This window comes from uncultured Alsobacter sp. (assembly GCF_945952055.1).
Classification (GTDB): domain Bacteria; phylum Pseudomonadota; class Alphaproteobacteria; order Rhizobiales; family Beijerinckiaceae; genus Alsobacter.
This window is the reverse complement of record NZ_CAMFHB010000009.1, coordinates 123,320-145,063: the sequence shown is the minus strand read 5'-3', so window position 1 is coordinate 145,063 and position 21,744 is coordinate 123,320. Positions and strand designations below refer to the sequence as shown.

The 21,744-nt window shown below is 71.2% G+C and carries 25 protein-coding genes; 8 read left to right on the top strand and 17 right to left on the bottom strand.

What is annotated here, in order from left to right:
- Nucleotides 1–19: 19 nt before the first annotated feature.
- From Q0Q47_RS09635 to Q0Q47_RS09620, 4 genes are all read right to left on the bottom strand, one after another.
- Nucleotides 20–688, bottom strand: coding sequence for an EthD domain-containing protein (locus Q0Q47_RS09635; RefSeq protein WP_293858034.1), 669 nt, complete (start codon nt 686–688; stop codon nt 20–22).
- The gene (locus tag Q0Q47_RS09630; RefSeq protein WP_293858031.1) at nt 685–1,113 is read right to left on the bottom strand and encodes a nuclear transport factor 2 family protein; all 429 of its coding nucleotides are present in this window, start codon (nt 1,111–1,113) and stop codon (nt 685–687) included. Before Q0Q47_RS09630 ends, Q0Q47_RS09635 begins: the two co-directional genes overlap by 4 nt.
- A gap of 49 nt (nt 1,114–1,162) precedes the next feature.
- Nucleotides 1,163–1,870, bottom strand: a complete 708-nt coding sequence (locus Q0Q47_RS09625; protein WP_293858028.1) for a TIM barrel protein — start codon at nt 1,868–1,870, stop codon at nt 1,163–1,165.
- Nucleotides 1,871–2,183: 313 nt separating this feature from the next.
- Nucleotides 2,184–2,450: a DUF6719 family protein gene (locus tag Q0Q47_RS09620; RefSeq protein WP_293858025.1), complete on the bottom strand. Its 267-nt coding sequence runs from the start codon at nt 2,448–2,450 to the stop codon at nt 2,184–2,186.
- Between the two features lie 253 nt (nt 2,451–2,703).
- Here Q0Q47_RS09620 and Q0Q47_RS09615 point away from each other — a divergent pair, with 253 nt between their 5' ends.
- Genes Q0Q47_RS09615 through cydB form a run of 3 tightly spaced genes read left to right on the top strand, consistent with a single transcriptional unit; the run spans nt 2,704 to nt 5,697 of the window.
- Entirely contained in the window at nt 2,704–3,279 is a 576-nt protein-coding gene (locus Q0Q47_RS09615; protein ID WP_293858022.1) for a GbsR/MarR family transcriptional regulator, read from the top strand.
- A gap of 43 nt (nt 3,280–3,322) precedes the next feature.
- Complete coding sequence (locus Q0Q47_RS09610; protein WP_293858019.1) at nt 3,323–4,696, top strand: cytochrome ubiquinol oxidase subunit I; 1,374 nt, start codon at nt 3,323–3,325, stop codon at nt 4,694–4,696.
- Nucleotides 4,693–5,697, top strand: coding sequence for a cytochrome d ubiquinol oxidase subunit II (cydB, locus tag Q0Q47_RS09605; protein WP_293858016.1), 1,005 nt, complete (start codon nt 4,693–4,695; stop codon nt 5,695–5,697). Before Q0Q47_RS09610 ends, cydB begins: the two co-directional genes overlap by 4 nt.
- 19 nt (nt 5,698–5,716) lie before the next feature.
- On the opposite strand, the gene Q0Q47_RS09600 is transcribed toward cydB, so the two are convergent.
- From Q0Q47_RS09600 to Q0Q47_RS09575, 6 genes are all read right to left on the bottom strand, one after another.
- Complete coding sequence (locus tag Q0Q47_RS09600) at nt 5,717–7,183, bottom strand: ABC transporter ATP-binding protein (protein ID WP_293858013.1); 1,467 nt, start codon at nt 7,181–7,183, stop codon at nt 5,717–5,719.
- On the bottom strand, nt 7,164–7,991 hold the full coding sequence (locus Q0Q47_RS09595) for an ABC transporter permease (RefSeq protein ID WP_293858010.1): 828 nt from the start codon (nt 7,989–7,991) through the stop codon (nt 7,164–7,166). Before Q0Q47_RS09595 ends, Q0Q47_RS09600 begins: the two co-directional genes overlap by 20 nt.
- The gene (locus Q0Q47_RS09590) at nt 7,988–8,965 is read right to left on the bottom strand and encodes an ABC transporter permease (RefSeq protein ID WP_293858007.1); all 978 of its coding nucleotides are present in this window, start codon (nt 8,963–8,965) and stop codon (nt 7,988–7,990) included. The genes Q0Q47_RS09595 and Q0Q47_RS09590 overlap by 4 nt, the downstream gene beginning before the upstream one ends.
- 7 nt (nt 8,966–8,972) lie before the next feature.
- Complete coding sequence (locus tag Q0Q47_RS09585) at nt 8,973–10,520, bottom strand: ABC transporter substrate-binding protein (RefSeq protein WP_293858005.1); 1,548 nt, start codon at nt 10,518–10,520, stop codon at nt 8,973–8,975.
- Between the two features lie 169 nt (nt 10,521–10,689).
- Nucleotides 10,690–11,046, bottom strand: coding sequence for an antibiotic biosynthesis monooxygenase (locus Q0Q47_RS09580; RefSeq protein ID WP_293858002.1), 357 nt, complete (start codon nt 11,044–11,046; stop codon nt 10,690–10,692).
- Nucleotides 11,043–11,372 carry an NIPSNAP family protein gene (locus Q0Q47_RS09575; RefSeq protein WP_293857999.1) on the bottom strand — a complete coding sequence of 110 codons (330 nt, stop codon included), beginning with the start codon at nt 11,370–11,372 and terminating at the stop codon, nt 11,043–11,045. The genes Q0Q47_RS09580 and Q0Q47_RS09575 overlap by 4 nt, the downstream gene beginning before the upstream one ends.
- Before the next feature lie 104 nt (nt 11,373–11,476).
- On the opposite strand from Q0Q47_RS09575, the gene Q0Q47_RS09570 reads away from it, so the two are divergent.
- Entirely contained in the window at nt 11,477–12,187 is a 711-nt protein-coding gene (locus Q0Q47_RS09570; protein ID WP_293857996.1) for a helix-turn-helix transcriptional regulator, read from the top strand.
- 172 nt (nt 12,188–12,359) lie between these two features.
- On the top strand, nt 12,360–13,325 hold the full coding sequence (locus Q0Q47_RS09565; RefSeq protein WP_293857993.1) for an OmpA family protein: 966 nt from the start codon (nt 12,360–12,362) through the stop codon (nt 13,323–13,325).
- An 18-nt stretch (nt 13,326–13,343) separates the two neighbouring features.
- Here Q0Q47_RS09565 and Q0Q47_RS09560 read toward each other — a convergent pair whose 3' ends face one another.
- Nucleotides 13,344–13,790: a GNAT family N-acetyltransferase gene (locus Q0Q47_RS09560; protein WP_293857990.1), complete on the bottom strand. Its 447-nt coding sequence runs from the start codon at nt 13,788–13,790 to the stop codon at nt 13,344–13,346.
- Nucleotides 13,787–14,272, bottom strand: a complete 486-nt coding sequence (locus tag Q0Q47_RS09555) for an AAC(3)-I family aminoglycoside N-acetyltransferase (RefSeq protein ID WP_293857987.1) — start codon at nt 14,270–14,272, stop codon at nt 13,787–13,789. The genes Q0Q47_RS09560 and Q0Q47_RS09555 overlap by 4 nt, the downstream gene beginning before the upstream one ends.
- Before the next feature lie 155 nt (nt 14,273–14,427).
- Here Q0Q47_RS09555 and Q0Q47_RS09550 point away from each other — a divergent pair, with 155 nt between their 5' ends.
- Nucleotides 14,428–14,979, top strand: coding sequence for an MOSC domain-containing protein (locus Q0Q47_RS09550; protein WP_293857984.1), 552 nt, complete (start codon nt 14,428–14,430; stop codon nt 14,977–14,979).
- Nucleotides 14,980–15,040: 61 nt separating this feature from the next.
- Complete coding sequence (locus Q0Q47_RS09545; protein WP_293857981.1) at nt 15,041–15,415, top strand: MGMT family protein; 375 nt, start codon at nt 15,041–15,043, stop codon at nt 15,413–15,415.
- 10 nt (nt 15,416–15,425) lie between these two features.
- Here the strand turns inward: Q0Q47_RS09545 and Q0Q47_RS09540 are convergent, their stop codons facing one another.
- From Q0Q47_RS09540 to Q0Q47_RS09525, 4 genes are all read right to left on the bottom strand, one after another.
- A complete protein-coding gene (locus tag Q0Q47_RS09540) occupies nt 15,426–16,412 on the bottom strand; it encodes a kelch repeat-containing protein (RefSeq protein ID WP_293857978.1) in 987 nt (328 codons plus the stop codon).
- A 31-nt stretch (nt 16,413–16,443) separates the two neighbouring features.
- Complete coding sequence (locus tag Q0Q47_RS09535; protein ID WP_293857975.1) at nt 16,444–17,859, bottom strand: hypothetical protein; 1,416 nt, start codon at nt 17,857–17,859, stop codon at nt 16,444–16,446.
- Entirely contained in the window at nt 17,856–18,239 is a 384-nt protein-coding gene (locus Q0Q47_RS09530) for a hypothetical protein (RefSeq protein WP_293857972.1), read from the bottom strand. The genes Q0Q47_RS09535 and Q0Q47_RS09530 overlap by 4 nt, the downstream gene beginning before the upstream one ends.
- Before the next feature lie 126 nt (nt 18,240–18,365).
- A complete protein-coding gene (locus Q0Q47_RS09525) occupies nt 18,366–18,734 on the bottom strand; it encodes a VOC family protein (protein WP_293857969.1) in 369 nt (122 codons plus the stop codon).
- Between the two features lie 97 nt (nt 18,735–18,831).
- Between Q0Q47_RS09525 and Q0Q47_RS09520 the strand changes: the two genes are divergently transcribed.
- Nucleotides 18,832–19,851 carry a ParB/Srx family N-terminal domain-containing protein gene (locus tag Q0Q47_RS09520; protein WP_293857966.1) on the top strand — a complete coding sequence of 340 codons (1,020 nt, stop codon included), beginning with the start codon at nt 18,832–18,834 and terminating at the stop codon, nt 19,849–19,851.
- On the opposite strand, the gene Q0Q47_RS09515 is transcribed toward Q0Q47_RS09520, so the two are convergent.
- Nucleotides 19,845–21,743: an Ivy family c-type lysozyme inhibitor gene (locus Q0Q47_RS09515; RefSeq protein ID WP_293857963.1), complete on the bottom strand. Its 1,899-nt coding sequence runs from the start codon at nt 21,741–21,743 to the stop codon at nt 19,845–19,847. The genes Q0Q47_RS09520 and Q0Q47_RS09515 overlap by 7 nt on opposite strands.
- Between the last annotated feature and the right edge of the window lies 1 nt (nt 21,744).

Genomic DNA, 21,744 nt, shown 5'->3' with positions numbered 1-21,744 from the left:
TCAAGACACGGGAAACACGTCATCCGGCGGCCGCGTCGACCATCACGCGCACCCGTGCGATGAGCCGCTCCACCCCGCGCACGCGTTCGGCGAAGCCCGCCCGGCGGGCCCGCGCGCCGGCGGACACGACGTGCCGTTCCGCGTCCTGCGCGGTGGCGAACCACAGGACCTCCACCGCGTCGAACACGCTGACGTGCCCTCCCGCCTCCTCGGGGTCGAGGGCGGCGCAGAGTTCGCGGCCGACCGCCTCGGGCACGTCCGGCGCCTCGGCCAGGGCGGCCTGGAGATCGCGCGCGGGCTTGCCCGGAGCAGCCCTCAGGAAGGTCAGGAGACGGATGCCCTCCAGGTGCGGAGCGCCGGACAGGATCGTGCGCCGGGTGAGCACCATGCCGCCGCGCGTCTTCTCGATCAGGTAGGCCTCGTCGTCCCGGATCGGGCCCAGATAGAGCGGGGTGACGAAGGCGCCGGCCATCGCCTCGAGGCTCTCGAAATCGATCTCGGCGCAGGCGTCGAACCCGGTCCAGGGCAGCAGGGGCTCGCCGTCGCGCAGGACGGCGTGGTTCTGCCAGTAGCGCCTGACCCCGGGGAGTTGGGCGGCGAGTTCGCCGTGCCGACCCCGCCAGTGCGCCTGGAAGGTGTCGACGTCCAATCCCGGCCGACGGGGTGCGAGGCCGATGCGCGTGATCATGGGAGGCTCCGGGGCTGGGGTTCGGACGGCGGGTGGAGACAGTCGAAGGCGCGTTCGGCGAAGAGCCAGGCGCTGCCGTGCCGCACCAGGCGATCCCGGTAGAAGCCGTGCTGGCGGCGCTCGGCGCCGTCGTGCGACACGAGGAATTCCAGGGTGTGCGCCTGCGACAGGGCCACATCGCCGGTGATCGCGACGGCCGCCTGCGCCGTGTAGAAGCCGACGAAGGCGTAGCGCTCCATGGCCTTCAACCAGGCGCTCCGGATGGTCTCGAGACCCACCAGGGTCTGACCCCGGATCACCCAGGTCGCGTCGTCCGCCCAGCAGGCGATCCAGGCCTCGACGTCCTTGCGCATCACCGCGTCGCCATAGGCGTCGAGCCGCTCACGGATCGCGAGCCGGTCCTCCGGCGGGCCATCGAAGGCCATGGCGTCCCTCCCCTGTCCAGCCCCCCGGCCCCGCCGGAAGGCGGTCGTCTCAGCCTTCGGCCGCCGCGATCACCGCGCGTCCGGCGGACACGACATGGCCGACGATGTCGTAGGGGGCCATGCCGCGCTCCCGCAGGGCGCGGCATGGCACCTCGAGATCGATCACGACGTCGGGCGGCAAGGCACGCACGAAGCCCTGCAGGTCGAACGCCCCGGTGCCCGGCACGCCGCGGTCGTTGACCATCTCGTCGAGCACGCGGTCGGCGGGAATCGTCGCCGGGCCGTCGCAGAGCTGCGCGTAGACCACGGGAACGGGGCTGTCCTGCGTGAGGGCACGCGGGCCCTCGCCGGACCGGAAGAGGTGGAGGGAATCCGCGGCGATGCCGGCGCCCGCGGGATGGTCGTGGCCCAGGAACGCCCGGGCCGCGGCCAGCGTCCGGATGGTGCTCATGGCGTGGAATTCGAGGTGCACCGCGAGACCGTGCGAGGCCGCGAGGTCGCACAGGGCGGAGAAGCGGTCGCGGGCACGGCCGGCGTCCGGATCGCCCACCAGGGCCGTGATGCGCCGGCCGCCGAGCTCCGCCCCCACCGCGAGCGCGGGCTCGAAGTCGGGCACCAGCGTGTCCGGGCGCAGGATGAAGGCGTCGAGCGCATAGGCCTCCACGCCCGTGTCGGCCAGCCTGCGGCGGGTGGCCCGGGCCGCTTCCCCGGAAGCGACGACGGGGTAGTGCACGCCGGGCCGATTGGTCGATTGCACGAAACAGGGCGACCTTGGCGCAGCCGGCCCCGGCGGCCGCGCTCACGAAGTCTGGCGCCGGGAGCTCGGGAGCCGTCAGGTGATGGACCGAGATGCTGCGGCTCGCCAACGACACCTCCCCCTGCGGCCCCTTTTCGTCACCCGCGCAGGGCGCGTCGGGCGGAGCGCTCGTGTATACCGAGCGAGGCCTTCCTGTGTGCAGCGGAGTGTGTGCGAAGCCGGCACAAGTGGCAAGTGCCCCGGGCGCGGCCCGTTGCGAAAAGCGGATCTGGAGGATGCCGTCGTCAGGCCGGACGCGCCGGTCCGCCGGCGGTCAGGGCCGCGCGACGCACTTGCGCTCGCGGGCCGTGTTGGTGGTCCCGAAATTGCGCTTCGTGTTGGCGCTGATATGGCCGCCCATCACCTGCATGACCTGCCCTTTCGGGCATTTTCCATTGTCGACGTAGATGATCTGCCCATAGCGCAGAGCGCCGGCCGGCGGCTCCTTCTTCAGGATCTCCTGGGCGGCCTGGGCCTGGCCAATGACGAAGGCGCTGGCGAGGGCGGTGGCGAAGGCGAACGGCAGGGACAACGGGCGCATCGGATCCTCCTGGGCATTCTGCCCAAAGCTCGAGACGAGTCCTGCTGGGCCGCCACACCGGCGGCTCTACTTCCGATTGTGCTTGGCTCTGCCGGCGCCTGTCCATGGCCTCTCGTGGCCGGAGATCCGCCAGGGCCTACCCTTTTGGGGGCAGTCGGAGCGCGGCGCCGCGGCCGTGCCCGCGACATCCCACCCCATGGACAGGATTGGGATATTCCAATATTTCAGGAATTCCTGAAAATTGAGGAATGCGATGCAGCTCCCCCCTCTGTGCGAAGCTTTCGTCCTGCACTTCGGCGAGATGGGCAGCCGCTGGGGCATCAACCGCACGGTCGGCCAGATCTACGCCGTGCTGTTCGTCGCCGAGCGGCCGCTGTGTGCCGACGACATCGTCGAACGCCTCGGCATCTCGCGGTCGAACGTCTCGATGGGGCTGAAGGAGCTGCAGGCCTGGAACCTGTTGCGGCAGCGCTCCGTCGCGGGAGACCGGCGCGAGTTCTTCGCGACGCCCGACGACATCTACGCGATCGTCCGCACGCTCGTCGACGAGCGCAAGAAGCGCGAGATCGACCCCACGCTGACGATGCTGCGCGAACTCCTGATGCGCTCGCCCGACTCCGAGGCCGAGCGCCACGCCCAGGACCGGATGCGCGAGATGCACGAGCTCATCGAGCTGATGACCGGTTGGTATTCCGACGTGCAGAAGCTGGAGACCGAGCGGCTCATCCAGCTCCTCAGCCTCGGCTCGAAGGTCGTCAAGGTCCTCGACTTCAAGGACAAGATCCTCACGTTGCCCGGCGGCAAGGGAAAAGCCGCCCGGGACGCCTGACGAGCCCTGGAGCCAAGATCCCGGCCATAGGACCCCCGACGCCATGGACCCCACCCTTCTCGCGCGCATCCAGTTCGGCGCGAACATTTCCTTCCACATCCTCTTCCCGACGATCACGATCGCGCTCGGCTGGGTGCTGCTCTACTTCAAGCTGCGCTTCAACGCCTCCGGCGACACGCGCTGGATGGACGCCTACCGGTTCTTCGTGAAGGTGTTCGCGCTGTCCTTCGCGCTCGGCGTCGTCTCCGGGATCACGATGAGCTTCCAGTTCGGCACCAACTGGCCGGGCTTCATGGAGCGGGTGGGCAACATCGCCGGCCCGCTGCTCGCCTACGAGGTGCTCACCGCCTTCTTCCTGGAGGCCACCTTCCTCGGGATCATGCTGTTCGGCTTCCGCAAGGTGCCGAACTGGGTTCACACGGGCGCGACGGTCCTGGTCGCCTTCGGCACCACCATGTCGGCCTTCTGGATCCTGGTGCTGAACTCGTGGATGCACACGCCGGCCGGCTTCGAGCTGCGCGACGGGGTGGCCCACGCGACGGACTGGTGGGCCATCGTCTTCAACCCGTCGATGCCTTACCGGCTCGCCCACATGCTGCTGGCGTCGGGACTGACCTGCGCCTTCCTGGTCGCCGGCCTGTCGGCCTATCGCTGGCTGCGCCGGGACCGCGGCCCCGACGTGATGGCGGCCATGCGCACCGGCGTGGCGCTCGCCGCCCTGCTCATCCCGGTGCAGATCGTGGTGGGCGACCTGCACGGGCTTAACACCCTCGAGCACCAGCCCGCCAAGGTCGCGGCCATGGAGGGCAACTGGGAGACGCGCTCCCACGTGCCGCTCCTCCTGTTCGCCGTCCCCGACGCGGGCCAGCGGCGCAACACCTTCGAGATCGGGGTCCCGTCCGGCGCCAGCATGATCCTCAAGCACTCGCCGGCGGGCGTGGTCCCGGGTCTCAACGACTTCGTCGCCGCCGACGGCACCGTCAACCATCCGCCCGTGGCGCCGGTGTTCTTCGCCTTCCGCATTATGGTTGGAATCGGCGTGCTGATGCTCGCGGTGTCGTGGATCGCGGCGTGGCGGCTGCGCCGAAAGGGCGACATCGCTGCCCCCCTCGCCGTCGTGCTCGTGGCCATGACGTTCTCCGGCTGGGTGGCGACGCTCGCCGGCTGGTACGTGACCGAGATCGGCCGCCAGCCCTGGCTGGTGACGGGGGTCCTCACCACGGCTCAGGCGGCGTCCCAGGTTCCCGCCGCGATGATCGGGACGACGCTCGCCATGTATCTCGCGCTCTACGCGGTGCTGATCGCCGCCTATGTCTCGGTCCTGTTCCATCTCGCCGGGAAGGGCATTCCGCAGGCGGCGCCGGTGCCCGCCACCCCGGCCCCCGCGCTGGCCCTCGCAACCACGGTCGCGACATGACCCACCTCGACGCGCAGACCCTGCCCCTGATCTTTGCCGCGCTGATGGGGCTGTCGATCCTCGCCTACGTCATCCTGGACGGCTACGACCTCGGCGTGGGCATGCTGATGGCCCGCGCGGAGCGCGCCGAACGCGACCGCATGGTGGCCAGCATCGGTCCCTTCTGGGACGCCAACGAGACTTGGCTGGTGCTGGGCATCGGGCTGCTGCTCGTCGCCTTCCCCACCGCCCACGGCATGGTGCTGTCGGCGCTCTACCTGCCGGTGGCGCTGATGCTGCTCGGCTTGACGCTACGCGGCGTCGCCTTCGAGTTCCGGGTGAAGGCCCAGGAGCAGTACAGGCGCTGGTGGGACGTCGCCTTCATCGCCGGCTCCACGCTGGCCTCGCTGACGCAGGGCTACATGCTCGGGCTCTACATCATGGGGTTCAAGGAGGGGTGGGCGGCCCAGGCCTTTGCGCTCGTCGCGGCGCTGGGGCTGGCGGCCGCCTACCTGCTGGTCGGAGCGACCTGGCTCGTCGCCAAGACCGACGGCGAGCTGCAGAAGCGGGCCGTCGCGTGGTCGCGCAAGGCGCTCGCGCTCACCGCCGTGGGCATGCTGATCGTCTCGGCCGCGACGCCTCTCGTCAGCGCCCGCATCTTCGAGCGGTGGTTCGCCTTTCCCAACATCATCGGCCTGATGCCGATCCCGCTGACGACCGCGGCGCTCTTCGCCGCGCTGTGGGTGTTCCTGCGGCGCATGCCGCGCGCCGACCACTCGCTCGACTTCGCGCCGTTCCTGGGCGCCGTCACGCTCTTCGCGCTCGGCTTCCTGGGCCTGGCCTACTCGTTCTATCCCTACGTCGTGCCCGAGCGCCTGACGATCTGGCAGGCGGCGAGCGCACCCGAGAGCCTGCTCATCATCCTGGTCGGGGCGGTGGTCGTCCTGCCGATGATCGTCGCCTACACCGCCTTCAGCTACTGGGTGTTCCGCGGCAAGGCCAACGAGCTGCGCTACGATTGAACCGTCCCGCGAGGCGCTGTCACGCGAGCCTGCTCGACGACGCGGCACGCTCCGCGATCCCGAGCTCGAGGCGGTCGTCGGCGATGGCACGCAGCATCGCCCTGTCGTGGCCGATGAGCACGAGCCCGAGGCCGCGTTGGTCGACGATGGACCTGAGGAGGGACATCGTCTCGCGCTGGACGACGGGATCGAGCCGCGAGGTCGGCTCGTCGGCGACGATGGCGACCGGATCGAGCAGCAGGATGCGCGCGAGGGCGAGGCGCTGGGCCTCACCGCCGGAGATCTCGCCGGGGCGGCGGCCGAGCAGCGACGGCCGCACCTTCAGCCGCTCGAGAAGCGGCGGCATCTCGCGCTCGATCGCCAGTCCGGGCCGGACCTCCCGCAGCGCGAGGAACTGACGCGCCAGGGGGAGATGCGGCACGAAGGTGGACGCCGGGTCCTGGTGCAGCTTCTGGTAACGCTGTCGCCGCGGCCGGATGGCCGACGGGTCGGCGACGATGTCGACGCCGCTCCATTCCACGCTTCCGGCGCTGGGCCGCCTGATGCCCAGCAGGATGTCGCCCAGCGTGCTCTTGCCGCTGCCGCTCGGGCCGGCCACCGCCAGCACGCCTCCCCGCGGCAGATGCAGGTCGACTGCGCGGAACAGGGGAGCCTGCCCCGGCCAGGCGAAGGCCAGTCCGTGGGCCGAGAGGGCGAGGCTGGACATGTCGCAGCAGCGCAGGCACCGGGGCCAGTGCCGGGGATCGGCGTCGAGCCAGGTACGGGCGTAGTCGCTCACCGGTGCGGCGAGCACCGCCGTGCTCTCGCCCTGCTCGACGATCTCGCCGTCGCGCAGGATGGCCAGCGTACCGGGCAGGTCCTCGGCCACGCGCCTGTCGTGGGTGATCACGAGCAGGCTGCGGCCGGCCCTGGCCAGCGCCGCGAGCGCCGAGACCGCCTGCGTGACCCGGTCGGCATCCAGGCCCTTCGTCGGCTCGTCCGCCACCACGACCGGCGATCCCAGGCCCAGGGCCCATGCCACCAGCACGCGCTGGGCCATGCCGCCGGACAGGGCGAAGGGATAGGCACGGCCCACCGCCTCCGGCAGGTCGAAAGTCCGCAGGGACGAGGCGACCTCGCCCTCGCCCATGCCGGCGAGCGCCATCTGCCGGCCCACCGTCATGGTCGGGTCGAAGGCCCGCGCGGGCTCCTGCGGCACGAGGGCGAGCGTGCTCCGCCACAAGGCCGCGAGTTGCCGGGCGTCCCCGGCCGGGATCGGCGGCTGTCCGGCCAGGTGGATCGTCCCCTCCACCTTCAGTCCCTCGGGCAGCATTCCGAACAGAGCCTGGGCGATCAGGCTCTTGCCGCTGCCCGTCTCGCCGATCAGCGTCAGGACCCCGCCCCTGGGCAGGGACAGCGACACGTTCCTGACCAGCACCCCGCCTTCGCGGTCCCGGATCCAGAGATTGCGGATCGTGAGAGCCGCCTCAGCCGTGCTCGCGGGCATCCGAGGAGCCTCCCATGGACCGTCCCGCGACAGCCAGGACGAGAACGGACAGGACGATCATGGCGCAGGGCGCCGCGACCTGGACGAACCCTTCCGCCAGGAAGGGCATCAGCTCGTTGATCATGGCCCCCCACTCGGGCGTCGGTGGCTTCAACCCGAGCCCCAGGAAGCCGAGGGCGGAGATCGACATGATGGCCTGGCCGGCGCCGAGCGTGGCGAGGGGCATCACGCCGCGCAGCACGGGCGGGAGGACATGGCGGACCAGGATGGTCCTCTCCGGGAAGGCGGCGAGCCGCGCCGCCTCGACGTGGTTCTCCCGCAGCGCGCCGGTCGCGATGGCCTCAGCCATCCTGGCGTAGTGCGGCCACAGGGACAGCTTCAGTCCGATCAGCATCGGCCAGATACCGCCGCCCAGGAAACCGGCGAACAGCAGGGCGAGCAGGAGCCCCGGGCAGGCCAGCATCAGGTCGGCGAGACGCAGGATAGCCGTCCGGAGCGTGGGGCCCGCATTGGCGGCGACCATGCCCAGCGTCATCCCCGTGGCGGCCGCCAACACGACGCAGACGAGCGCGAGACCCAGGGAGTGCGGCGCGCCGGCCAGCACCCTGGCCAGCACGTCGCGACCCACGAGGTCGGTGCCGAGCCAATGGCTGGCGCTGGGCGGCTCCATCACCCGCATCAGATCCTGCGCGTCCGGGGGATAGGGCGCGAGCATCGGCCCCAGCAGCGCGAGCCCGCCCAGGAGGACGGCGGCACAGGCCGCGGGCCGCCATCGGCGCGGTCCGGCCGGGCCCGGAGCCCCGTTCACGGCCGGCCCTCCCGAAGGCGCCTGGGATCGAGCCAGACCCGCGCGAGGTCGGCGGCGAGGCTGACCAGCGCGAAGGCGAAACCGAGCGTCAGACCGGCTCCCACGATCACCGGCACGTCACGGGCGATGAGCGCCGTGACCAGCAGTTCGCCCATGCCGGGATAGTTGAACAGCGTCTCGATGACGACGAAGCCGTCCATGACGTAGGCGAACTGCAGCGCCGCGAAGGTGACGACGGGGATCGCCGCGTTGCGCAGCCCGTGGTGGCGCAGGGCCGCGGCGGCGCTCAAGCCCCGGACGCGGGCGTAGGTCATGTAGAAGGCCGAGCGGACCTCCACCACGGCATTGCGGATGACGGGAATCGAGAGGGCGACGAGCGACAGCGCGAGCGTGAGCGCGGGCAGCACCATGTGGGCCGTCGTGCCGAAGCCCGCCGGCGGCAGCCAGCGCAAGGTGAGCGCGAACAGGGAGACCAATCCCAGGCCCACCAGGAAGGACGGCAGCGAAGCCAGTGTCACCGCCAGGGCCGTCGTCGCGCGATCGAGCCAGCGCCCCGGCCGCAGCCCCGCGGCGATGCCGAGGGGCAAGGCGATCGCGTAGGAGAGAAGCCATCCCGCCAGGCCGAGCCGCAGCGTGAAGGCGCCGTGGCGGGCGAGCTCGCCGGCGACCGGCTGGCCGGTCACCAGCGACCGTCCAAGGTCGCCGCGCGCCAGCGTCGCCATCCAGTGCAGGTACTGGAAGACGAGCGGACGGTCGAGCCCCTCGGAACGGCGGATCCTGTCGGCGGTCTGCGTCGTCACGCGCTCGTCGCCGACCCGCGCCGCCGCGACCCGCAGCGCGAGGTCGCCGGGGAGCGCATGGACGAAGGCGAAGCACAGCGTCGCCAGCAGCGCCGCGGTCGCCAGCGCCTGGCCCAACCGGCCCAGCACGAGCCGCGCGAGCGGCCCCGCCAGAGAGGTCGCGGAGGCGGTCACGGCGGGCTCAGGACAGGCGCACGCCGGACAGCATGTAGCGCATCTCGTAGGGGTCGATCACCAGCCCCCCGACCCGCGTGCCCACCGCCACCGTGTGCTCGAACCACGACACGGCCAGCACCGGGAGCTCGTCCTGGATCAGGCGGAGGATGTCCCGGCGCAGGGGCGCCTTGTCGGCCTCGTCGAAGGTCCTGACATAGGCGTCGGTGAGCGCCTTCATGCGCGTGCGGCCCGGCCACTCGAGCGTGCCCCAGGTGGAGCGCTGCCGCGTGAAGTCGGGGACGATCGTGGCCACCACGTCGGGAACGTTGACGTAGGTCCGGGCGAACAGGGTCATCTGCATGGTGCCGGCCTGGATCGCGGCCGGCACCGCGGCCGCCGGGCCAGGCACCACCGTGAGCTCCATGCCGATGGCCTTGAGCTGGGCCTGCATCGCGGTGCCCATCACGGTGAGTTCGGGCCGATTGGCGATGGTGAGCAGCGTGCCGGCGAGACGCAGGCCGTCCTTGCCGCGGATGCCATCGGGGCCGGGCGTCCAGCCCGCCTGGTCGAGGAGGGCCTTGGCCGCCGACACGTCGAAGGCATAGGGCTCCAGGGTCGCATCGTGCCAGCCGGGAACGACCGGCGGCAGCAGCTGGGTCGCCGCCGAACCGGGGTGGCGCAGGACGGCGCTCGCGATGCCACGACGGTCGATCGCCATGCTGATGGCGCGACGAACGCGCACGTCCTCGAATTGGGGAAGGCCCGCGTTGAAGGCGAGCACGCGCACCCGCGGCACCGTCATGCTCACGACCTTCGAACGGCCGGCCGCGTCGATGCGCGACGTCGCCGCCGGCGGCGTGGAGAACACGATGTCCTGGTCTCCCGAGATCGCCACGTTGGTGCGCGTGTCACCGTTCGGGATGGCGGTGTAGCGCACGCGGGCGACCGACGCCGCGGCGCCCCAGTACCGGTCGAAGCGCTCGAGGTCGACGAGGGTCTTTCCCTCCGTCGAGACGATCCGGAAGGGGCCCGTCGCGATCACCCGCTGGACGGTCCCGTCGGGGCCCCAGGAGGCCGGGGCGAGGACCACCGCGGCGTAGTCCACCAGCATCGCGGGAAGCGGGCTGAAGGGGCTCACGGTGCGGATGACGACGTCCGGCCCGTCGGTGAAAAGGCGATCGACCGGAACCTGCTGCAGGCTCTCGCCGGCAAGGGCGCGGCGGAGGCTGGCGGCGGTCGCCTCGGGGGTCACGGGCGTGCCGTCGTGGAAGAGGGCACCCTGACGGATCCGGAAGCGCCATGTCAGCCGGTCGTCGTCCACGGACCAGCTTTCGGCGATCCCGCCCGACAGGCGACCGTCCGGTTCGACCTGCACGAGGGTCTCGCCGATGCCCAGGCGCGTCATCAGGTAGCCGGTGTCGGTGGGCTCGTTCGAGGTCCACTCCCAGGGCGAGGCGACGCGCAGGACGCCCGGCTCGCCGGCCCTCGGGCGCGACGGCAGGAGAACCGTGGAGATCCCTCCCGCCGACAGGGCGAGCAGGGAACGGCGTGTCGGTGCGGAGGGCGTGACCATCGGGACCTCGAACGAGACGGCCAGGGTCCCGTTGACGCGAGGACCCGTGGCGACGACCAGAGACGTAATGTTATAACATTACATTCAGTCGTAGCGATGTCGTTCGAGGCCGTCAAGCGGGCGTCGGGCCGTGTCGCAGGGTGACCGCAAGCCTGCCCGGCGGGCCGCCTCATCCGGTCAGCGGGCAGTGGACGGCGGCGCTGTCGGCCGGCGCCTCGTGCCGCTCATGCATGCCGTAGTCGCGGATCACGCCCGCCACGCGCAGACGGTAGTCCCGGAACACGCCGGCACGACCCTTCGCCTGGGTCGCCCGATGGGCGGGACGATTGCGCCACGCTCGCACCGCCTCCTCGTCGCGCCACACCGACAGGGACAGGAGCTTGCCCGGATCGGACAGCGACTGGAACCGCTCCACGGAGACGAAGCCGTCCCGGGTCACGAGGTCGTCGCGCAGCGCGGCCGCGAGGTCGAGATAGGCCCCGTGCTGCCCCTCGGCGGGCCAGACTTCGAAGATGACGGCGATCATGGCAGGACCCTCTCGGCATGCGGTCCGGAGACCCGGGTGAGGAAGACGCGGTCCTCGCGCCTGATGAAGCGCTCGCGCCGCGCGAAGTCGAAGGCGGTCTGGCCCGCTTCGCTGGCCTTCAGCCTCGTGCGGTAGGCCTCGTAGGCCGCCAGGCTGTCGAGCGTGTAGACGCCGTAGGCCGTCGTCAACGATCCTTCGTGCGGCCCGAAATAGCCGACGAGATCGGCGCCGCAGGCGGGGATCGCCTGGCCCCACATCCGCGCATAGCGGGTGAAGGCGTCCTGGCTGAAGGGCTCGATGTCGTAGCGGATGAAACAGGTGATCACGGCAGGGTCCTCCGGTTGGGAGACCAGGCATAGCGCGGCCGCCCGTCCCGACGTTTCGCCCGGGATCGAAGCATCGCCCGGACCGATCGGCTAGGATGCAGCCGATGAAGGATGGACCGGACATCGCACGGCTCGGGACGCTGATCGGCGACCCTGCCCGTGCCAACATCATCGCCGCGCTGATGGCCGGGCGTGCCCTGACGGCCGGCGAATGCGCGGCCGAGGCCGGCGTGAGCGCTTCCACGGCCTCGGGGCACCTGGCGCAGCTCCTGGACGCGCGCCTGGTCGTGGTGGAGGTGCAGGGCCGGCACCGCTATCACCGCATCGCCGGGCCGGACGTGGCCGAGGCCATCGAGGCGCTCATGGGCCTCGCCGCCCGGGTCGGCCTGTCGCGAACCCGTCCAGGCCCGCGCGACGCGGCGATGCGCGCGGCCAGGTTCTGCTACGACCATCTGGCCGGAGAGACCGCGACCCTGTTCTATGCCCGCCTGGTCGAAGGCGGTCTTGTGGCCGCCACGTCGGAAGGCGTTGGCCTGACGCCGGCGGGACGAACCCGGTTCGTCGCCGAGGGCCTCGACGTCGCGGCCCTGGAAACCCGCTCCCGTCCGCTGTGCCGGGCCTGCCTGGACTGGTCGGAACGGCGCCCCCATCTGGCCGGGGCGCTCGGGGCTGCCGTGGCGGCCCTCGCCCTGCGCCGCGGCTGGTGCCGCAGGGACGGCGTCTCGCGCACCGTGACCTTCGCTCCCGGCGGGGCCGAGGCTCTGCTGGCCCTGGCCGGCGACGGCACGCCGGCACGGATCGCCACGCGGCGGTAGCGACCGCGCGGGACCGACCGGACGCGAGCCCCGCGCGGATGCGCGCCGCCGGTCGTCTCCGCCTGTCGGCCAAGAACCCTCGACAGGCCGGACTTTGCCACCGATGATTGTATCGACGCAGATTGAGCAGCGGGCCTCGCCGGTTCGCCGTCCCCGAGGATGAGGTGCCACCATGCGGATCCTGGCCGTCGTTGTCGCCCTTCTGTTGATGCCGGGTGCCCTCTGGGCGAAGGACGTCGCGGGCGGGCGCGATCATCCGCTGGTGGGGCGCTACCAGGGCTCCGAGATCACGTTCTACGCCACGAGCGACTTCGACGAGGCCGCGCTTCTCGCCTCGCCGCTCAATTACGACGCCATCCTCGCCAAGCAGGTCACGGAAACCGGCGGCCCGGAATGGCGACGGCTGCAGGGCCGGGTGACCCGGATCCGCTACGACGCGCCCTCGGGGCGCTCGTCGCTCGAGATCCTCGCCAACCTCAAGGCCTCGCTCGCCGGCAAGGGCTTCGCCACGGTGTTCGAGTGCGCCGATGCGGCCTGCTTCGGCGGCTCGATGAACGATCCCTATCTGCTCGGCTGGTCCGTCGACAGCGCGCAGGAGAACGGCCGGTACGCCGATCACGCCCGCTACCTGCTGGCCACGCTGGACCGGCCCCAAGGGCAGGTCTACGTCGCCCTGCTGGTGGGCGAGGCCGCGAGCGGCACCACCGTGTTCGCCCGCGTGGTCGAGCTGAAGCCGATGGAGGTCGGCAAGGTGGTCGTCGTCGAGGCCGACGCCATGCAGAAGGCGCTCGTCGCGTCGGGGCGCGTGGCGCTCTACGGCATCTATTTCGACACGAACCGCGACGTGCTGAAGCCTGAATCGAAGCCCACCCTGGACCAGATCGCCAAGCTGCTGCGGGCCGCGGCCGACCTCAAGCTGATCGTCGCCGGCCACACCGACAACCAGGGCGCCTTCGACTACAACGTCGACCTGTCTCGCCGCCGGGCGGCGGCCGTGGTGGCGGCGCTGGTCGGCCAGTATGGCATCGCGTCGGAGCGCCTCGTGCCCTTCGGCGCCGGAATGGCCTCCCCGGTGGCGCTCAATTCGTCGGAGGACGGGCGTGCCAAGAACCGCCGCGTGGAGCTCGTGGCCAGGTAGCCGGTTCGATCGGCCGGTTCAGGACCCGGGCGAAGCCGCGGTCCGCGCCTCGTCGCCGATCTCGCGCACGAGCACGAGTTCGCCGTCGGCGACGCCCGTCATGACGAAGCCGGAGCGCAGGTAGAGCCGTTCCGCGCGCGTGCCGTTTCCGGTCGTCAGCCAGGCCCGGCGGCAGCCCGCGTCGCGGAGCACGGCGATGGCCCGTTCCAGGAGCGCGCGGCCGATGCCTCGCCCCTCGTGGTCAGGATCGACGAACAGGGCCCAAACGTTCCCGTCGCGGGGATCGGCGGCCGAGAAGCCGAGCACCTCTCCCGCTTCAACCCACAGATGAATGCCAGGATTGTCGACGAACCAGAGGATGTCCTCGAGCGTGACCCGCGACGGATCGCGCAGCCGGTTCTCCCGCACGGCCGCGCGGATCTCCCGGATGCGGGGTACGTCGGCGTGGACCGCTCTGCGGATCAACGCGCCGTCTCCTGCCCGGCAGGCGCGCGGCGCACCGGAATGTCGAAATGCATGACGTCCTCCCTCGCCCCGAGCTTTTCGTAGAGCGCCACGGCGGGGTCGTCGCCATGGTCGGCCTGGACATACACCACCCAGGCTCCCTGCGCTGCCGCGATCGCCACGAGGTGCTCGATCAGCGCGGTTGCGATGCCGCGCCGGCGATGCTCGGCCTCGACCGCGAGATCGTACAGATAAACCTCGCTGCGCGCCTGCTCCAGCTTGTCGAGCCGATAGGCGACGAGGCCTCCCACCACCGTGTCGCCCACGCTCGCCACCAGGGCGATGACGTGGTCCCGGGCCAGGATGCGGGCGAGGTGCGAGGCCTCGGGCAGGTTCGACGCGTAGGACGCGGCGTCGTCGAAGACGCGGGCGAAGAGCGCATTGAGAGACCGCATGGGCGCGATGTCCTGCGGCCCGAGCCGCCTGATTGCGGGTGCATCCATCGCGACGGTCTCCCCTGGCCCCACGGCGCTGCGAAAGCTGTCCGATCATCGTGTCCTGTTTGCGGCCCACGGCCCGCGCAGCCAGGGGCCCGCCGCCGATTTCCCGCTCCCGGCCGCATGCGCTAGGAGAAAGGAAAAGGACCGCCGGAGCAGACATGAGCCAGCATTCCCCCACCGTGACCGCCGTCAGCCGCAGCCCCGTCCACGGCTTCAGCAAGTCGGCCGACGCGACGATCCGGCTTCTCGCGGGGCTCGGCGTCGAGGGCGACGCCCACTGCGGGGCCACGGTGAAGCACCGATCGCGGGTGGCCGTCGATCCGACGCAGCCGAACCTGCGGCAGGTCCATCTCATCCATGCCGAGCTGTTCGACGAACTCGCCGCCAAGGGGTTCCGGGTGCTGCCGGGCGAGATGGGCGAGAACGTCACGACGCGCGGGCTCGACATCCTCGCCCTGCCGCGGGGCACCCGCCTCCATCTGGGCCCTGCCGCGGTGATCGAGGTCACCGGCCTGCGCAACCCCTGCAGCCAGATCGACGGTTTCCAGGGTGGCCTGCTCTCGGCCGTGCTCGATCGCGACGCGGCGGGCAACCTCGTCCGCAAGGCCGGCATCATGGCCGTGGTTCTCGAGGGTGGCGAGGTTCGAGCCGACGATCCGATCCGGGTCGTCCTTCCGCCGGAACCGCATGTGCGGCTGGAGCGGGTCTGATGGGCGGGTCCGCCCGTCCCGCCGGCCGTCTCCTTCGCCGGACCGTCGACGGAGGATCTCCATGAGCCGGGGATCTCCTGCCTTCGCCCGCATGCGCCGGGCCCTGCTCGACGGCGTCCGCCGTATCCCCGAGGGGCGCGTCGTGGAAGCGGCCCAGATGGGCGAGGCCCTCAACATCCCCGCGCGGCACGTCGCCTACATGCTGTCGCAGCTGGCACCGGAGGAAGCCGAGCTCGTGCCGTGGCACCGGGTGATCCCCGCCGACGGCGACTTCGGAAAGGCCGACCGTCGCACCGCGCGCCAGATCGTCCAGGTCGCCAGACTGTCCGCGGAAGGACTGACCCTCCAGGACGGCAGGCGGCTGACCCTGCGACCCGACCTGCGGTGGGAGCCCGACGACACGCATCGCGGCACGTTCTGGGCGGAGGAGCCCTGATCGCTCGGCGCTACTGGCACGTCATCGCCGGCCGATAGACCTGGTTGAGGGTGCTGCCACTGTTGCCGCCGACCTGCGTGCCTCCGCCCGTGACGTAGATGAGACCGTTGGCGAAGGTCGCGCCGGTGACGCCGTGGATCGGGATCGCCATGTTGGGCAACTTGGTCCAGGCATCCTTGCGCGGGTCGTAGACGTCGTGGTCGGGGAACACGCCGGCGCTTTCCTCGCCGCCCCACACGTGCACGCATCCGAAGGCGGTGACGCTGTTGATGCCGCTGCGCGGCCGCAGCATCGGCGCGGCGACGCCCCAGGTCTTCGTCGCGGGGTCGAACACCTCGTGGGCCGCCGTCTTGTCCGACTGGAAGCCTCCGCCGAGACGGCCGCCGAACACGTGGATCTTGCCGGCGATGAGCTCGACGGCAATGTGGTTGCGCTGGCTGGGCAGGGGCGGGAGCGTTTCCCAGCTGTCCCGGGCCGGGTCGTAGACCGCGAAGTCGGTGCCGCGCGGCGGGCGGCCCGCCACCACGTAGATCTTGCCCTCGTGCACCACGGCGGCGCCGGCGCTGCGCCGCGTGGGCATGCGGGCCTTCTCGACCCAGCGCGCGGCGGCGCCCTGCCTGGTGTCGAGGGCGTAGACCGTGTCGACATAGGCGGTGTCGGGGTCGGTCTGCCCGCCGAAGAGGTAGACGACCCCGTCATGGGCCGCCGCCATCCCGTGGTTGTTCACCTCGGGCAGATCCGGTCCGCGCGTCCAGCTGTCCGTGGCGATGTCGTAGACCTGCACGGTCTTCACGCTCACCCGCCCTTTCGGGTACCCGCCGAGCACGTAGATCCGGCCGCCGGTGGAGGCCAGCGTGAACTCGGAATTGGCGTCCAGCATCGGGGCCTTCTGCCCCCAGGCGCCGGGAGCGGGATCGGCCGTCTGGGCGACCGCCGGCCCGCAGGCGAGGACGGTGAGCCCGAGGAGGCCGGCAAGGCGGGCGCGAAACGTCGTCATGGCTGCTGCTCCGGTCGTCGCGGCACGGGACTCATAGATTGACGATGGGCTGCGCCAGAATCCAGAGGCTCAGCATGGTGTAGCCGACCATGAGGACGAGCATGGGGATCTGGCTGGCCTGCGCTCTCTCGCCATAGGCCCTCGACGCCTCGGCATGCGCCAGGACCACCGCGACGACATGCCCCGCGACGATGGCGAGGACGGCGACGAGCCACACCGTCCGCATGTCGATGACGCCGATGTCGATCTCGCGGCCCCGGGTGCCGAAGAGGTCCCAGCCGAGCGCGAAGGGATCCGACAGCAGGGGAAGCGCCGCCTGGCCCTGGACCAGGACGTAGGAGAGATAGTGGGCCAGGTGGTAGGCCACCGCGATGGGAACGAGACTGAGCGCGAAGCGGCGCGCCGCCGTCCCGGACGCCTCCCGCCCGATGCGCGCCGTCCCCACGCAGGCCAGGAGGTAGAGCGCGGCGAAGCCGAGCGGCACGGCGAGCAGTCCCGTGGACTTGATGAGCGCGCCGGCCGCGCCGTAGCCCCAGCGGGCCACGACACCCGCGCCGTAGAGGAGCGCCAGCGCCTCGCCGGTCACCGCCTCCCACAAGGGGGTCTCGGAGAGACCGTCGAAGCTCACGGTCGCGATCATGACGAGGATGAAGGCGACCTGCGAAGGGGTGGCGGCGCGCCCCGCATTCAGCAGTCCGGCACCCGGCCAGCGCAGCCGCAGCGCCATTCCGCCGGCGGTCTCCTGCCAGGCGAGAGGAGAGACGCGCGCCACGAGACCGAAGAAGCGGTCGAAGGGATCGCAGTGCCGGCGCCACGCGGCACGGCCCCACCGGGCCATGCCGGCCAGGGCCAGGACCGACCACGCGATCACCGCGGTCGCCAGCTTCCACGGCACCGCGTTCTCGGTCCACACGAGTTCGGCGAAGGTGAAGCAGAGGAACAGCGCGACGGCCGGCCAGCACCCGGCGCGGGCAAGACGGCCCGGCCGCCTGGCCGCACGGCGGCCGATCGCGTGGGCGGCGATGGCCTGCCACGGGTCGACGAGGCGCCAGACGGGTCCCAGCAGCATCGTCGCCAGCGTGAGGCCCACCCACCACAGCACCCAGACGGCGACCGGCAGCAGGTTGCTGTCCCAATCGCCCTGGTCCGCGAGGAGGCCGACCGCCACCAGCAGCACGAGGGCCGCCACGCCGATGCCCCGCGCGAGCGCCCGCAGGGGCCGGACGAGGGCCCGGGGCACGACCGCGATCGGCACGCTGCGTTCGAGCTGGCCATGGACACGGATGCGCGACGTGGCGACGAAAGACAGGGCGACCGCCGCGCCGGCCCCTGCCAGGTAGTGCCACAGCGGCAACGGCAGGTCGTAGCGCTGCGCGAAGGCATGGGCCCAGGCCGCCCGCGGCCACAGCGCCGCGACGACGATCGCCGCGGCGGCGCCATGGATCATCGGGGCATGACCTCGATGTAGAGCAGGGTGACGTGGCGGCCGACCACGTCGTGCCGCTCGACGGGGAACCGGCCGGCGGCACGGGCCTCGAAAACGATGGAGGTGGGCCGCCCCGCGGGCACGTTGGCCTCGATGCCATGGCTGTGGATGTGGACGACCACCGCGCGGTCGCTCGTCCAGCGCAGTTCCACGCGTTCGCTCTGGCGCAGCCGCAACGTCGGCCCGCCTTTCGCTTGCGTGTCGAGACCGGGGCCGAAGATCTTTCCCTCGCTGATGCCGAAGTCGACAACGCGACCGGCCTTGCCCTGGGCGAGAGCCACGCCGCCGGACAGGCCCATGAGCAGCAATGCGGCACCGACGCGCCGTCGTGACAAGATCAAGAAGAACCTCCAGGACGTGAGGGGGAAACACGGCCGACCTCGCGGCCGGCGAGACTGTACCGCGCGGCCGTACCGGTGCAATCGGCAGGCATCATCGCGCCGAGGCGCGGGCCCCGCGGTGCGCGGTCAGGCTGCGACGCGCTGCATCAGCTCGATGCGGTTGCCGAAGGGATCCGACACAAAGGTCCGCGCGTAGCCGGGCAACGGCTCGTCGTCCCGGGTGGGGATGCCGGCATCGGCCAGCCGGCGCTTGAAGGCCTCGAGGTCGGCGACGAGGAAGGCCGGGTGGGCCTTGCGCGCCGGAGCGAAGCTCTCCTCGACCCCCAGGTGAACCTTCACGCCGCCGCTCTCGAACCAGCAGCCGCCGCGCGCGGCCAGGGTGGCCGGCTTGGCCACTTCGGCAAGGCCGAGCGTGCCGGCATAGAAGGCGCGGGCCTCGGCCTCGCGGCCGGGCGGCATGGCGAGCTGGACGTGATCGAGGGAGAGGATCGTCATGGGCGGATCTGGTAGGCTCCAGCGCCTGCGTCATGGAAGCGTCGCGAGGCCACGATACCCCAAGCGCCACACGCGTCCCAGCCCAGGGAGTTCCATCATGTCGCGCCCGATGTCCCTCGCCTGCCTGCTCCTGGCCTCCGCCTGCGTCGCGGGGATCCTCGCGCCCGACGCCGCACGGGCCGAGGCCTGCGCCGCCACGGCCGCCACGCCCGCCGCCAAGGTCCACTGCGGCTACACGCCCGAGCAGCTCGTGGAGGTGAAGCTGGCCGACCTGCGGCCGACACAGCCGTCGCTCGGCTTCGACGAACTGTACTACCGGCTGGGTCGCTTCGAGTTCGGCAAGGACAAGATCAACAAGCGCTTCGACGACTGGTGCGAGTCGAGCGGCTACGTCGCCGCCGTGTCGGCGAAACCGGACGCGAAGCTCGGCGACCCGTCGAGCTTCCGCTGCGAACTCGGCAAGGGCAGCGAGACGAAGGCCTCCATCGAGCCGATGAAGACGGCCGTCGTCGGTCCCGCCGGGCAGCTCTACCTCACCGACGGCCACCACACCTTCACCTCGTTCATGGAGACGCCGGACGGCGGGCCGGATCTCGTCGTCCGTGTCAGGATCACCCACAATTTCGGCAGCCTGGACGAAACCGCCTTCTGGACCGAGATGCGCCGCAATGCCCTCACCTGGCTGCGCGACGCCAACGGCAAGGAGGTCGCGCCGGAGACGCTTCCCAGGAGCCTCGGCATGAAGAACTTCGGCAACGACCAGTACCGGTCGGTGCTCTATTTCGGCCGCGACGTGGGCTACAGGCAGGTGCCCTCGAACGTGGCGTTCCAGGAGTTCTACATCGGCGCCTGGCTGCGCGATCACCCCACCATCAAGGCCGCCAACTACGACCTGAAGGACGTCTCCGGCTACCTCGCCTTCCTGAAGGACGCGACCCACGGCTTTTCGGCCCTGCCGGACGACGCCATCGTGGCCGAAGGCCGGACGGCCAAGAGCCTCGGGCGCCTGTCTCCGTGGGATGCCGGCGAGTTCGCGAAGGTGTCGCGCCCCTATTCTGACGCGAAGCCGGGGAAGGTGGCCTATGCCTTCAAGTACAAGGCCGCCCACGGCTACTGAGGCGTGGCCGCCGTCGCGCCTTGCGGCGCGTCGCGGTCGAGGCTGAGACCCTGGGCGCGGAGGTAGGCTTTCAGGTCGTACTTGTCGTATCCGCGTGACTGCTCGTGAACGTCGGAGAGGTTGTTGCGCAGGACGTCGTCGCGGTCGGCGAAGAAATCCGGGACATAGAGGGCTTCGACGGAGCGCCCCGCCGTCCAGGGTTTCCGGCGCAGGGCTGCGGCCGCGGCGGCCTGGAAGTCCGGTGCGGAGTCCCGCAGCTGGCAGCTCAGAGTTCCGCCACGATGTCCGGTCGGGCGGATCAATGCGCAGATCCGCTTCTGTTCCGCCAGGACCTGGTCGTAGGCCGTTCCTGGCGCCAGACCGGACGACGGGATCGCCAGCAGCAATGGCAGGGCCTCCGGGGCAGCCGCCGAATTCAGGATCTGGCGGATCGAGGCCTTGGCGACGTCGAGGTCCTTGCTCATGCCGAGGCCGGTGCTCGCGGCGATCGCCAGGCCGAGATGCCCGAACGGCTCTCCGGCGTCGGCCGCACGGCGCAGCCACGTCAGGCCTGACCGCTCGTCGCGGGGTGTGCCGGTTCCGTAGAGCAGCATGATCCCGACATTGGCCATGGCCCGGGCGTCGCCCTCCTCGGCGGCCTTCCGGAGGATCGCATAGCCGTCGACGGAGGATCCGGCTCGCACCGCGCGCACGCCGACCGCGACGGGCGAGGCGGGATCCGCGACGGGGTCCGCCACCGGCGGCGCGGCCGCGGCTGGCGGCAAGGCCGCCATCGTGGACGGGGGCGCGGCCGTTGCGGGCGGCGGCGCCGGCGGGAGCGGAGCGGGGGTTGCCGGCTGCAGGGTCGACTGGAGCGGCTGGAGCGCGGAGGAGATCTGCGGCAGCGCGGCGGCGCCGGAGGGGGACGGGGCCGCCGCAGCCGGAAGCGGAGCCTGCGCGAACGACGGCAAGGCGGGACGGCGTCCGGCCGGGAAGTAGGACGCGAGCTTGCCCGCGACCGCGGGAGGCGGCGAGCCCATCCACTGCGCCCCGTTGCGCTCCACGGCCACGCCATAGCCTCGGGTGCCATCCGGCGCGAACAGGAACTCGGCGTTCGATTCGTCGCAGGCATGCGCCATGCAGATCTCGAAATGCTCGAACGTCTCGCCATCCACCGTCTCGGCGACCGAGGGCGAGGCGGGCCCGTTCTGGTTCTTGAGCCAGCGCGGCGCCTGTTCGGTGAGAGAGCGCCAGGTCGATTTCCACGGCTCCTTGCGCGTGGCTTCGAAGACGTAGCGGCCCGTCGTGACCTTGACCGGCGGAGCGGCCGGGGCCTGCCCGGACGGCGATGGGGGTGACGACGCGATCGGCGCCGCGGCGGAGGTCGCCGTCGCCCATGGCCCGAGGCTCGAACACAGGCCGTCCAGCGCGGCATGGGCCTGGGGCGTCCCCGCCGCCTCGAAGGAAGTCGTGGACGGAATGCGCCCCTTCTGCCGCGGCCCCTCGACGGCAATGGTGCGCGCCGACATCAGCGTCCGGGCGAGCTCCCGCGTGACGCCGATGCTGTTGCCGTACAGTGCGTCGCTGATCGTCACCCCGTCCTCGGAGGGGCTCATCTCCAGGTCCATCGGCACGCCGTCGGCGATGAAACGGATGCTCGGCTCGGTGGCCTGCCAGCCGCGCGGCACCGACAGGAACAGGCTGAGGACGACAAGCTTGTTGGGGTCGGGACTGCACGAGAAGCCGAGGGAGAACCTGCGGTCGAGGCTGCCGAGCGACGCGCCGCCGACGATGGGGGCGATTCGCTTCACGCTCCAGTCGGCTGCGGCGGCCGATGACACCCCGGCCCCCCCTGCCGCACCAGCCAGGGCGAGGGCCGTGGCAAGGGCACGACGGTGGACGGATGCGCGCATG